General features: G+C 42.5%; 10 protein-coding genes. 7 read left to right on the plus strand and 3 right to left on the minus strand.

Going from position 1 to position 13,425, the window contains the following annotated elements; translation table 11 throughout:
* The first annotated feature begins 3 nt into the window (after window positions 1-3).
* The 5 genes from L4C32_RS05265 to L4C32_RS05285 all read left to right on the plus strand — a co-directional run bounded on the left by L4C32_RS05265 (window position 4) and on the right by L4C32_RS05285 (window position 6,766).
* Window positions 4-1,038: an ABC transporter substrate-binding protein gene (locus L4C32_RS05265; RefSeq protein WP_428195808.1), complete on the plus strand. Its 1,035-nt coding sequence runs from the start codon at window positions 4-6 to the stop codon at window positions 1,036-1,038.
* Window positions 1,039-1,103: 65 nt separating this feature from the next.
* A complete protein-coding gene (locus tag L4C32_RS05270; protein WP_428195809.1) occupies window positions 1,104-3,200 on the plus strand; it encodes an ABC transporter permease in 2,097 nt (698 codons plus the stop codon).
* Between the two features lie 17 nt (window positions 3,201-3,217).
* Window positions 3,218-4,276 carry a ferric ABC transporter ATP-binding protein gene (gene fbpC / locus L4C32_RS05275; RefSeq protein ID WP_428195810.1) on the plus strand — a complete coding sequence of 353 codons (1,059 nt, stop codon included), beginning with the start codon at window positions 3,218-3,220 and terminating at the stop codon, window positions 4,274-4,276.
* A 129-nt stretch (window positions 4,277-4,405) separates the two neighbouring features.
* Window positions 4,406-6,013 (plus strand): NAD(P)/FAD-dependent oxidoreductase, encoded by a 1,608-nt coding sequence (locus tag L4C32_RS05280; protein WP_428195811.1) that lies wholly within the window; start codon window positions 4,406-4,408, stop codon window positions 6,011-6,013.
* Between the two features lie 174 nt (window positions 6,014-6,187).
* Complete coding sequence (locus L4C32_RS05285; protein ID WP_428195812.1) at window positions 6,188-6,766, plus strand: porin family protein; 579 nt, start codon at window positions 6,188-6,190, stop codon at window positions 6,764-6,766.
* 68 nt (window positions 6,767-6,834) lie between these two features.
* Here the strand turns inward: L4C32_RS05285 and L4C32_RS05290 are convergent, their stop codons facing one another.
* On the minus strand, window positions 6,835-7,260 hold the full coding sequence (locus L4C32_RS05290) for a toxin-antitoxin system YwqK family antitoxin (protein ID WP_428195813.1): 426 nt from the start codon (window positions 7,258-7,260) through the stop codon (window positions 6,835-6,837).
* 371 nt (window positions 7,261-7,631) lie between these two features.
* Window positions 7,632-9,029, minus strand: a complete 1,398-nt coding sequence (locus L4C32_RS05295; protein WP_428195814.1) for an MBL fold metallo-hydrolase RNA specificity domain-containing protein — start codon at window positions 9,027-9,029, stop codon at window positions 7,632-7,634.
* Window positions 9,030-9,158: 129 nt separating this feature from the next.
* On the opposite strand from L4C32_RS05295, the gene L4C32_RS05300 reads away from it, so the two are divergent.
* Window positions 9,159-9,707 (plus strand): hypothetical protein, encoded by a 549-nt coding sequence (locus tag L4C32_RS05300; protein ID WP_428195815.1) that lies wholly within the window; start codon window positions 9,159-9,161, stop codon window positions 9,705-9,707.
* Window positions 9,708-9,849: 142 nt separating this feature from the next.
* On the opposite strand, the gene L4C32_RS05305 is transcribed toward L4C32_RS05300, so the two are convergent.
* Window positions 9,850-11,766 carry a methyl-accepting chemotaxis protein gene (locus L4C32_RS05305; RefSeq protein WP_428195816.1) on the minus strand — a complete coding sequence of 639 codons (1,917 nt, stop codon included), beginning with the start codon at window positions 11,764-11,766 and terminating at the stop codon, window positions 9,850-9,852.
* Window positions 11,767-12,065: 299 nt separating this feature from the next.
* Here L4C32_RS05305 and L4C32_RS05310 point away from each other — a divergent pair, with 299 nt between their 5' ends.
* Window positions 12,066-13,046 carry a transposase gene (locus L4C32_RS05310; protein ID WP_428195817.1) on the plus strand — a complete coding sequence of 327 codons (981 nt, stop codon included), beginning with the start codon at window positions 12,066-12,068 and terminating at the stop codon, window positions 13,044-13,046.
* Window positions 13,047-13,425: the final 379 nt, after the last annotated feature.

The raw sequence follows: 13,425 nt of genomic DNA on the forward strand, positions 1-13,425 counted from the left end.
ATAATGAAAGCTAGAACTCAACGCAGTCTAATAGCTGCCTGCATACTCGGCTCAGCATTTGCTGCTCCGCAAGTAATAGCAGACGGTCGCTTAGTTGTTTATTGCAGTGCTACAAATTCTATGTGTGAAGCTGGCACCAAAGCCTTTTCTGACAAATATGATGTAAAAACATCATTCATTCGTAACGGTTCAGGAAGTACATTAGCTAAAATTGAAGCTGAAAAGAAAAACCCTCGTGCCGATGTTTGGTATGGCGGAACGCTTGACCCACAATCTCAAGCAGGTGAGATGGATCTATTACAAGCCTATAAATCACCTCAGCTTGAACACATAATGCCAAACTTCAAAGACCCTGCAAAGCGTAAAGGTAACTACTCTTCAGCCGTCTATATGGGCATTCTCGGTTTTGGTGTTAATACCAAACGCCTTGCTGAGAAAGGGTTAGAGATCCCACGTTGCTGGAGTGATTTGACCAAACCAGAATACAAAGAAGAAGTACAAATTTCTGATCCTCAAAGCTCAGGTACTGCTTACACTGCCTTAGCCACTTTTATTCAATTATGGGGTGAAGAGAAAGCGTTTAATTACTTTAAGTCGTTAGACAAAAATATCTCTCAATACACAAAATCTGGTGTAACGCCTTCGCGTAACTCTGCTCGTGGCGAAATAGCAATCGGTATCGGTTTCTTACACGATTACTCACTTGAGCAATCAAAAGGAGCGCCTCTTGAGCTTATCTCTCCTTGTGAAGGCACAGGTTATGAAATTGGCGGAGTCAGTATTATTAAAGGTGCCCGTAATGAAGATAATGCCAAACTGTTCGTTGATTGGGCACTATCAAAAGAGGGACAAGAAACCGCATGGAAAGAAGGGAATTCATTCCAAATATTGACCAATGTCACTTCGGAGCAATCGCCTAACGCATTGGATCCAAAGACGTTGGAATTGATCAATTATGACATGGAAACATACGGTTCATCTGACGAGCGTAAACGTCTGATAAACAAATGGGTTAACGTCGTGAAAATGGGCGAATAACCACAACCTTATATTGAGCAGTACTAATCTGCTGCTCAATAGTCACTCCGATTTTGGTAACTACAATGAATGAATTAGCCGCTGAATCTGCTCCGCAAAGACGACAAACGTCTGAACAACGTGACCCCATCTTTTATTTGGTTATTGCGTTAATTGCTGCGTTTATCCTACTCCCCTCTTTTTCTCTTGATTACGGCCTATTCGAATCCACTTCGCAAGAATTTAAAGACGCTATGGGTTGGAGTGGCGTGAACATCGCTTGGGCATGGTTTACTTTGCCATTAATTCTGTTGATTCGACCTTCAATTGCACAAAATAAGTACGCCACCAAACGGCACAAATTTGATGTCGGATTTTCTGCTTTTTGTATGTTATTTGCGTTCGTCACCTCTTGGTATACCGAGCAGGGACTAGGGTATTCAGTCTTAATTTTATTCGCTTCTCTAGGTTGCATAATGACCTTGGCGTTTGCACGACTTGAATACCTTGGTGGCGACGTCTTCATAATTGGTGCGTTAGTGGCGATTGTCGGGTTAATCTCTACCTTTATCCTATTTCCAAGTATCGCTATTTTTGTCCCGATGTTTCAAGATGATGCGGGTAACTTTGTTTTATGGCAATTTGTTGAGATACTATCTCGCTCTCACATCATTCAAATCATCATGAATTCAATCATGCTGGGTACTTCGGTCGGTATCGCCGCTACCTTTTTTGGCTTGGTTTTTGCCATTTATACCACTCGCATCGCTAAACGGTCTGCCTTTATTGCTCGAATCTTCTCAATATTACCAATAGTGACCCCACCTTTTGTGGTCGGTCTAGGTGTCACATTAATGTTAGGCCGCTCAGGTTATGTGACTGAGTTAATGGTTGATTGGTTTGGCCTACAGCACACCAATTGGCTATATGGATTTACAGGGATCTGGATGGCACAAGTGCTGGCCTTCTCCCCGATGTCTTTTATGATCATTGACGGTGCAATGAAATCTCTTCACCCTTCCCTTGAGGAGGCATCTTATACGTTACGTGCTAATCGCTATCAAACCTTTTTCCAAATTGTTATGCCGTTATTAAAACCAGCATTAGCCAATTCATTTTTGATTATTTTCGTACAGTCATTAGCTGATTTCAGTAACCCATTAGTATTGGGGGGAAGCTTTGACGTCCTTGCTACACAGATCTACTTCTATATCGCTGGTGCACAGTTAGATTATGCCTCCGCCAGTACATTAGGTGCGGTATTGCTACTGTTCTCTCTGGCTATCTTTGTTGTGCAATATGTTTGGATCGGTAAACGATCTTACGTCACGATTTCGGGCAAGGCCTACCGTGGTGATGTTCAACCTCTGCCTACTTCCTTAAAGCATAGTGTATCGGCTCTGCTCTATTTCTGGATGGGTTTTAATATCTTACTATATGGCAGCATCGTCTTTGGCAGCTTTACCGTGAACTGGGGTGTGGATTACAGCTTAACCTTTGATAACTACATTCATTTGTTTGGTATGGGATTCAGTGGCGGTGCTTGGCCATCGCTATTGACGACGATGTTATATGCGGGTGTTGCTGCACCATTAACCGCACTATTTGGTTTACTGATTGCCTATATAGTCGTGCGTCAGCAGTTCCATGGTAAAAAAGTCATCGAATTCGCGACTATGCTCTGTTTCGCCGTTCCGGGAACCGTTGCTGGTGTCTCTTATATCCTTGCTTTTAATGATGCTCCAATCTACTTAACGGGTACTGCCGCCATTGTCATCATATCCATGGTAATGCGAAATGTACCTGTCGGGATCCGTGCTGGGGTTGCTGGGCTCGGTCAGTTAGATAAGTCGTTAGATGAAGCCTCTTTAAGTCTAAGAGCCAACTCATTTAAAACCATCATTTATATTCTGATGCCACTGCTACGCCCTGCAATTCTATCGACCTTGATCTACAGCTTTGTTCGCGCAATGACCACAGTAAGTGCGATTATTTTCTTAGTTACCCCTGAAACTCGTGTCGCGACATCATATATTTTAAACCGCGTTGAAGATGGTGAATATGGCATTGCCATTGCCTATGGCTCTGTTCTGATCTTTGTCATGCTATCTATTATTTTGATTTTTGATGCTCTCGTCGGGGAAGCCCGCGTTTCTCGTTCAAAAGCCAACAACCAAGAGTAACCACTGGAGATATCTTTATGGAAAACGACAACTTTGTAGTACTCAAAAACATCAACAAAACCTTTGGTGATAATACGGTTATTGGTAGCCTTGACCTTGAAATCAAGAAAGGCAGTTTAGTTACCCTTCTGGGCCCGTCAGGGTGTGGGAAAACCACCGTATTACGCCTAGTTGCGGGTTTAGAAAAGCCCACCAGCGGCCAAATATTTATTGATGGAGAAGATGTTACCAATACTTCAATCCAGCAACGTGATATCTGTATGGTGTTTCAGTCTTATGCACTCTTTCCTCACCTGTCACTATTTGACAATGTGGGTTACGGTCTAAAAATGCTAAAACTGTCTACCAACGAGATCAAGCAACGGGTAGAAGACGCACTCAAATTAGTGGATTTATCAGGAATGGGTGATCGTTATGTTGACCAAATATCAGGGGGACAGCAGCAACGTGTCGCACTTGCACGAGCATTGGTGTTAAAACCCAAAGTACTCTTGTTTGATGAACCTCTGAGTAACCTTGATGCTAACTTACGTCGTAGCATGCGAGAGACCATTAGAGATTTACAGCAACGTTTTAATATCACGTCACTTTACGTTACTCACGATCAATCGGAAGCATTTGCCGTATCAGACACCGTGATCGTTATGGATGAGGGGAAAATCATGCAGCAAGGCTCCCCCAAAGATCTCTATAAGTCCCCTGCATCTATGTTTATGGCAAACTTCATGGGGGATGCGAATATTTTTAATGGTCAGTACGACGGGGAGTCGATCATTATTAACGGTTACTCGATTCCTGCAGATCCTGATTTAATCAAGAATAAAGACATCAACCATTATAAAGTCGGTGTACGTCCAGAGGCAATATTGTTAGTTAATGAAGGGGAACCTTGCCAGCAGTGTAATGTAAGAAACGTGGTTTACATGGGGTCTATGTATGAAGTTGCGGTTACCTGGCACGGGCAAGATCTGCTTCTGCAGCTAAACTCATCACAATTTGGTATTCATTTATCAGATCATGCGTATTTAACCATTAACCCAACGGGACTATTTTTATTAGACGAGAATGCTCAATAACACGCTAACCCAAACTTGAACGTCTCACATAGAGGCGTTTACTCATCTCAACTTGCTAAAAGTTGACCAGACGTTTATCCTCCCTGCATAAAGCACCAATCCCTAAAAACTTTCAGTAAAGTGAACCCAATGATACGTCTCAACGAAGTTAAATTACCGTTAGATCATAGCGAAACAGCCCTATATGATTTTGTTATCGAGAAACTGGGGGTAAGCGCCGATCAAGTTGCCGATATTCACATGTTTAAACGTGGATATGATGCCCGTAAACGTGATGTCATTACGCTAATTTATACGCTGGATATAACATTAACGGATGTTGATGAAACCGCTCTGCTTATCCAATTTGAAAACGATCACCAAGTTCGCCAATCTCCCGATACCTCATATAAATATGTGGCTACGGCTCCAGAAGAGTTAACTGAACGTCCCATTGTTATCGGTATGGGCCCATGTGGTCTTTTTACTGGTTTAATTTTGGCACAAATGGGCTTCAACCCAATTATCCTTGAACGCGGGAAATCGGTCCATGAACGAGCCAAAGATACCTTCCGTTTCTGGCGTACCAGCGAACTAAATACCGAGTCAAACGTACAGTTCGGCGAAGGCGGTGCGGGCACATTTTCTGATGGTAAACTGTATAGCCAAGTGAAGGACCCCAATTTCCTTGGCCTGAAAGTAAAGCAAGAATTTGTCGCTGCTGGTGCTCCTGCTGAGATCATCTATTTAAGCAAACCTCACATTGGTACTTATAAGCTAGTGACCATGGTTGAGAAAATGCGAAGCAAGATCATTGAGCTAGGTGGTGAGATCCGTTTTGAGACTCGCGTTGATGAGATCAATATTGAAGATAATCAAGTGACGGGTGTGACGCTGAATGGTGGTGAAGTGATCAACTCTAAACACGTCACGCTTGCGATTGGTCATAGTGCTCGCGATACCGTTCAGATGCTGCATGACAAAGGCGTTCACATGGACGCACAATCATTTTCCATCGGTTTCCGTATTGAACATAAACAAGAGACCATAGATAAAGCGCGATTTGGTAAAAATGCAGGGCACCCTATCTTAGGTGCCGCTGATTATAAACTGGTTCATCACTGTAAGAATGGCCGCTCGGTATACAGCTTCTGTATGTGTCCAGGAGGCGTAGTTGTCGCCGCAACCTCTGAAACAGAAGCGGTTGTCACCAACGGCATGAGTCAATATTCACGTAGTGAACGTAACGCCAACAGTGCGATTGTAGTGGGAATAGCTCCAGAAGACTTTAACAACGATCCCCTGCAAGGCATCGCACTGCAACGGAAATTGGAGCGTAATGCCTACATTTTAGGTGGCAGCACCTACGATGCCCCTGCTCAACGTGTGGGTGACTTCTTAGCTGATGGCGATGCAAAACCATTTGGTGAGGTTGAGCCATCGTATAAACCCAACATTAAAATGACGGATTTGAGCACCAGCTTGCCCGATTTCGCTATTGATGCGATTCGCGAAGCAATACCTGCCTTTGGTAAAAAAATCCGTGGCTTTGCCAATCCAGACGCAATGTTAACCGGTGTTGAGACACGTACTTCATCCCCTGTTCAAATCAAACGTGGCAAAGATTACCAAAGTGTTAACATCAAAGGGTTATATCCAGCAGGTGAAGGTGCCGGTTATGCAGGTGGCATTCTGTCTGCAGGTATCGACGGGATTAAAATTGCTGAAGCCGTTGCTCTTGATATGTTAGAAAAATAGAACATAGTGAAGCCTTTTACTGCTTATCATCTCGTATAAGGCTTCGTTTTTCCCACAAACTTGCTCTCCTTCAAATAATCAAACTATTCCTCCCGTTCATCTTAACTTCAATTGCATAGCCTTCATGAATAAGAGAGAATTCATCTACATAATTACTGTAAATGGATGATACTAATGAAAAACCTTGTAGCCACTCTGCTGTTATCTGCCCTTATCTCTCTACCTGTTTTTGCTAAAGATAAGCAGGAATTTAAGGTGGAAGGCTTCTATTTAGGCGCAGGATTAGGCAGTAGTAATATCTATAACTCTGGTGATGCAAAATGGACGGTCAACGACAGTTCAGTTAGGTTTTATGGAGGTTATCAATTCAATGAAATTGTTGGAGTAGAAACCGACTTCACTCGCTTTGGTTCTATTGTGATCGACGGCACTGATGCTGAGCATGCATTATGGACCTCCTCTGTTGCCGCAAACCTCGGTTACACGTTCCCAAACCGCCTTCGTCTATTCTCAAAACTGGGGCTTAGCTTAGTCGCCTCGAACCCAATATCTAACGACGACATCGACATCGACACGCTCGGTGTAAAAGTTGGATTTGGGATAGAATACGCGTTAGATTACCTACCAAGGATGAACCTTAGATTGGCATATGAAAATGATTTTTTTGCCATCGAAGAGAAAGTCGGTAATAGCACTAATGATGAGATCATTGATGTATCCAGCTTTTATCTTGGTGCCTCTTATAAGTTTTGATTAAAAAAGCCAGCGAGAATAATTCATCCGCTGGCTTTTACAATTCGGTAACTATCGGGGTAACTCGGTTAGGCCGATACTTGCTGTCCATTTTTAAAGCAAAGATCAAAGGATTTTTCACCCTTATCATCCCACTCGACTTCTCGGCCCTCTTTGGCACCTTTCTTAAAATGTGCTTCGTATTTTTTCAAACCATTAACATGCCACTCAGTGTTTAATCCATCAGGTATATCGTTAGAAAAATAGATTTCCGCCGCTTTTTGACCATCTGGATACCACTTGGTCATCAGACCATTTTTGATACCATCTTTATACGTTATTTCTAATGCTTTTTTACCGCTACGATAGTTCTTTACATAGGTCCCTGTAAACGGCTTGGTTTGGTTAACTTCATAGGCAATACCATTACGGGATTGCAATAAGTCGACGCTTGAAGCCTGTGTTGCTCCTGCAAAAAAGAGAACGAATAGAGCGATTAGCATGATTTTTCTCATACATCACCTGTTGTTAGTACTTTGCAGTTTGAACCACGTAATCTAACCACACTGGCCAAAAGACGTGTCAGATAAACGTTAAGATTCCCGTCTATTTCGCTATTGTACACTGCGCAAGATCAATGTCACATAAAAATGTATACRTTTATAATAGACTATCACTCATTTTTTTTACCTGATACTTTTCGCAAGCTGTTTGGGCTCAGCCTAATACTCACGAGCCGTGTTGCCGAAGTCATTCATGAACAATCGGTCTAACTGACGACGACTAATCGCAAGATTGTCTGCCACCTTTGCTGTGGCCGAGTTTCTTATGGTGTCTTTGCCTTAATTGGAATCGCGCTACCATTGGCACAATAACCACAGGATATTTACACCATCACCTTTTCGCCATACTTTACGATGTGAGCTGATTTATTTAACTGCACGTTGATCTCCTGTTTAAACGCCGTTTGAGTGTTTGGCTCACCATGAATCAAGTAGATGTTTTTAAGCTGTTCAAATTCATGCATCCACGCTAATAGATCGCTCTGATCAGCGTGGGCCGAAAAACCGTTAAGCACGTGTATATTCGCGTTTACCTTGATGGTCTCATGATAGAGTTGAATCGTTTCGGCTCCATCTATCACTTGTCGGCCTAAGGTACCGTGAACTTGATAACCAGCAAAAATCACACTGTTGCGCTCATCCCATAGGCGGTGTTTAAAGTGATGTAAAATCCGCCCTCCGGTACACATTCCACTGCCTGCAATGATGATGCACCCACTCTCTTGCTGGTTAATTCGCATTGAATCTTTGCCTTTAAGTGAATATTGCAGATATGGGAATTCAAACACAGTACCATCACGCAGTGATAATTGATTGGTCGACGCGTTTAGTTCAGCGTGATGATTGTTGTAAATCTGCGTAGCGCGAATGGCCATCGGTGAATCTAAATAGACCTTACACACGGGGAGTGTTTTGTCGTAATACATCTGTTTGAGCAGTAACAGGATCTCTTGAGTTCGTTCAATGGCAAACGAGGGAATAAGTACATTGCCTTGATTGTCTAAGGTATTAATTACAATCTGTTTAAACTCGTTAATGCTCTCTTTTAAAGGTGTGTGAAGACTATCTCCATAGGTTGACTCTATATAAAGGGCATCCGCTCTTTTAACAAACGCCGGCGGGGTCATAATAATGTCTCGGCGACTGCCTAAGTCCCCACTAAAGACAATCGATTTGCTGTGTCCCTCTTCGTGTATTTCAAGCTGGATGGTGGCTGAGCCTAGGATATGTCCCGCGTTTCGAAAGGTTACCTTAATATCTGGCGTTAGCTGAATCGTTTTATTGTATTCGGCGTATTGAATGGTTAAGTCAAATACAGCCTTGGCATCATCACTGCTGTAAATAGGAGGTGGGATCTGCGTTTCGCTTCCTGTTCTTTTCGCTTTTTTCAGTGCCGTTTTATGGTCTTCCTCGGCGATTTTTGCGCAATCCAGTAGAATCACCTCCGCCAATTCCATGGTCGAGCGAGTCGCTACCAATTTACCACCGAACCCCTCTTTAACCAGTTTAGGCACTCGTCCTACATGGTCTAAATGGCCATGGGTAAGTAGAACAATATCAACCTCATTGGGGTCAAAATCGAAAGGGGCATAGGTTTGTTCCTCGTTATCTCCCTGAAAATAACCACAATCAATAAGAATATTCGGCCCCTGTTCAAGCTGTAAAAAGTGGCAAGAACCTGTAACCGTTTCTGCTGCACCAAATGACTGAATAATCGCCATACGTCACCTCCTAGTGATGTTAATTTCACTATAGCACTGGTGATGATTTATAAAGTAGATGTGGCGCAAAAAAGTGGGCAGGAGAGATGATGTATACTTCAGTGAGGGTGCAACGATTTCAGAGGGATTATGAAAAAGATCATGCTGGTTATTGCGATAATATTTGCCACTTCGCGAGTAAGTTATGCTGCAGACTCAACACATTTTACTGCCAATGGTGACACTTGGCTGGCGGCTTTTTCTGAGGCCTTGTTAAGCTTAGCGGCCTCCCGAACAGAAGATGGCGAAGGGGTCAGTTTTACCAATAGCAGTGAGGAAATTAACGTCAACGTTGATATTGGAAACATTAATATCAACTACCTATATGTCGCGATGTCGTTGGTGAGCCACGATACCAAAACAGAACAGGTTTACGAATCAACAACTGATAAGCTCACTTACAAAATCCTATTCGCAGATAAGCAGTGTGAATTGATAATTTCAGGGTACCGTACTCAAAATTACGATGATAGGGTATCTAAAGAAGTGGATTTAAATGAGTATGTTGAACTTGTTAAGAACAACTGTAGCATCAGTGACCTGCTAAAAGAGCTTAGACAACAAGGTATTACCGCCCATACTCAGATCGTAGGCCCAAATAACCACTTCTCGGTGATTCTTATTGCGCCATCAACTTAACTTTGCTCTTTGAGTACTCACTGACGTATAACCTTTCGTCATGACGTTAACTACAACAAAAATGACGTAAATATAAAACCCTCCACGGATTTAAATCGTGAAGGGTTTTATATTGTCTCTTTTAACCGATTTGTGTTGCTTATTACAGCTTAAAGGTACTTACAATCGTATCCAGTCGGCTTGATAACTGTTGTAGCTCATTACTGTCATCAGCTAACTCTTGGGCGGTGCTTGTTGTGATTTCATTAATGTTATTGATCTCTGCTATGTTCTCATTAATGGTGTGTACCACCGTTGATTGCTCTTCAGTTGCCGTGGCAACTTGAGTGTTACGATCTGAAATTTCACTAATGCTTTCTGAAATAGTGATTAACATCTCTACTGCTTTATCCGATGAAATAACCCCTTCGCCTGTGATCTCTCTTCCTGCTTGCATTGCACTAACTGCATTTTGCGCATCACTTTGCAGCTTATTAATCATCTTCTGCACTTCTTCTGTTGAATCAGCAGTTCGGCTTGCTAAGTTGCGAACTTCATCGGCGACTACCGCAAAGCCACGGCCTTGCTCACCGGCACGTGCCGCCTCTATCGCTGCGTTTAAAGCCAATAGATTCGTTTGCTCTGAAATGCCTCGGATCACTTCCAAAATTGAGCCAATGCTCTGTGTTGTGGCAGCTAATTCCTGCACCACTAATCCAGTATTTTCAATATCAGACGCCAATAAGTTGATGGAGGTTTTGGCTTGATTAACGACTACACGCCCTTCTTCGGTATTCTGCTCGGCAGTACTTGAGATATGGGCAGCATTTGCGGCACTAGAAGCGATTTCACTAATGGTCGCGCCCATCTCATTAATCGCAGCAACCACCTGAATGGTTTGATCGCGCTGTAGTTGACTGTTGTCATGCGTAGTACCCGCTTTAATAGCAACACCACCAGCCGCTGCTTGCAACGCTTGACTGGTTTCAGCCACTTCAATGATTGATTGGTGTATCTTCTCAACAAACCCATTAAAGCCTTTAGAGAGTTGCGCGACTTCATCGTGACCAATAACGTCGATGCGTTGAGAGAGATCGCCATCTCCTTGGCCGAGCTCTCTAAAGCGCTCTGCTAAACGTTGAATCGGCTTAGTGATACTACCCGCAAGCAATAAGCCCATGAATATGAAGAGTGCCGCAACAATAATGGTGGTAATCAACATTTTTTGAGCCGTGGCATTTAGATCGGCAAACACCTCATTCACTGGAACAACAGCAACAACATACCAATCCATGGATTCAATGTAAGTGCTAGAAATAAAGTATTCGACACCTGCTGTTTCTGTGCGGATCATATTAAAACCAGAATCGTTTAACAGTTCATCGGCTTTAGTTCCATAAAGAGACGTTAACGAACTGTTGTTCATGTTTGGTTGACGATGAATTTGTACTTTGCCTTTTGAATCAGTTAAAAAGACAAACCCTGTCTGCTCAATTTTAAAGCCGTTTAGCAATGCAACCATGTCATCTAGTGATTTAGAGAGGCCCGACATTCCAATACCACTAAGTTGCTGGTAGTTAGCGAACATCTTTACATCGCCATTACTCTCTTGAAATATGCTGACCATCGTCTGCTGCCCCGATTGGGTAAAGCCAAAAAACCACCCATCATTACTACGATCTAACTCTCTTAAGAAACCATTTTGATTCCAATAATACGAAGAGTTTCTATTGGCGACAGAAGCATCATTTAAATTAAATTGGCGACGAACATTATTAAGCTGTTTCACCAACTTCCCTTCAGTGTCTGCTTCTCTATCAGTGGTACGAATAGCATCTAAAATGAATTCGTTATTGGCTATCTGTTCAGCAGCAAACAGCAATTGACTCACTTCCTTGTCCAGTTGTCCTTTGACAGAATCAAGCATTAACGGCAATTCGATATCGATCAATCGATGTGTTAGTACTTCTCGTGCTTGTTGTTGCGCCATTAGCCCAACAATAATGGTTGATGCTAATACAGCAAAGGTGATTCCTGAAACAATTTTATTCTTAATACTCATAACGCGAAAATTAAACATCTGATAGCCTTTTATAAATGAAGTGAGCAATTACAGAATCACTCAGCTGCACTTATCGACTGCCACTGCAAAAACATAAGAAGTTTATGACTTTAATGTTTTAAATTTTTTATTTATCGATACTATTCATCAGTTTACTCCTTACAGGGACACACACCTTAAGCACGACCCTCACACTTTTCACTTCTGCGTTTTCATCTATTTCAAGGCCAACTCTCAGTGACTCGCAAGCCTTGTCATTCCAATACTTCTTCATGGCGAATCCGCTTACACTGTGACCATGTTTAATTTGTTGTGAGATGTTTCCTGTGACCGTACCAAGAAGTCAGCTTATCTGCTCTGAAGCAACACCCTATTATCACATTGCCTCTCGATGTGTGAGACGCAGTTACTTATGTGGTGTTGATGAAATAACCCAGCAGAATTTTGAGCATCGTCGCGATTGGATTGAAGATAAACTCAAACAGCTCAGCTCCGTATTTTGTATTGATATCTGCGCCTACGCCATTATGCATAATCACTACCACTTAGTGCTCAGCATTGATGGTGAGGGGGTTAAAAATCTATCAGATCAGGAGGTCGTTGCACGTTGGTGTTCACTGCATGAGATGCCAGTCTTAATTCATCGCTATCTAACTCAAAAAGACACACACAGCTCGACCAAAGAAGTGTGTCATCAAATCATCTCTGAGTGGCGCGAACGTTTAGCCAGCATCAGTTGGTTCATGAAAATCCTCAATCAAACCATTGCTAGGTTGGCAAACAAAGAAGATGACTGCACTGGGCACTTTTTGGAAGGGCGATTCAAAAGCCAAGCCTTGCTCGATGAGAAAGCGCTATTAACTGCGATGGCCTATGTCGATTTAAACCCGATTCGAGCCAACATGGTGGACTCACTTGAAACCTCAGATTTCACCTCAGTCAAAGAGCGACTCGCTGCGCTGAAGTCTAACAAGATGACTCCTCCTTGCTTACACCCCTTCATTGGCAACCCAACCAATGAGATGAGTAAAGGTATTCCGTTTAAATTGGAGGACTACCTAGAGGTTGTCGATTGGAGCGGAAAACAGATAAGACCTAGCAAACGAGGCGCTATTAACGCCTCTGCCCCACCAGTTTTGCAACAATTGAAATTTAAACAGCAAGAGTGGTTAAAACTCTGCACCACCCTTGAACAAAACCACGCCAGCATAGTGGGAGAGGTGAAATCGTACTCTCACGCTATCCATAAATTGCATCGAAAACGAACCACTGGGATTAAAATCACTACTGCCGCTTAGATGAACTTCACAATACACGCTCAAAAGAACTGAACAACAACAACGACTGATTTTTAGTGTGACTTTCCATCTGTTTCGAGAGTTGTAATACCAAACCTTTACCCAACTATTTTAATTAAAAACATATCGTCATCGATTGGAGCTGCTTTGTAAGGACGTTATTAGGGTGTCTGATGAGATGGTCACCTCTGTCTCGGCATCGCAATGTGCCATGATTAAGGTTCGACAGAATCAACAACAGAGGTGACCACTATGAAATATAAGCTCATTAGTATTGATTTGGCAAAAAATGTCTTTCAAATTGCCTTATTAGATCAACAAAATACGCTGGTTTCTAATAAAAAAGTCTCTAGAAACAAGCTCCTTCATACCTTAAGAC

The organism is Aliivibrio kagoshimensis (assembly GCF_050337105.1).
Taxonomy (GTDB): Bacteria; Pseudomonadota; Gammaproteobacteria; order Enterobacterales; family Vibrionaceae; genus Aliivibrio_A; species Aliivibrio_A kagoshimensis.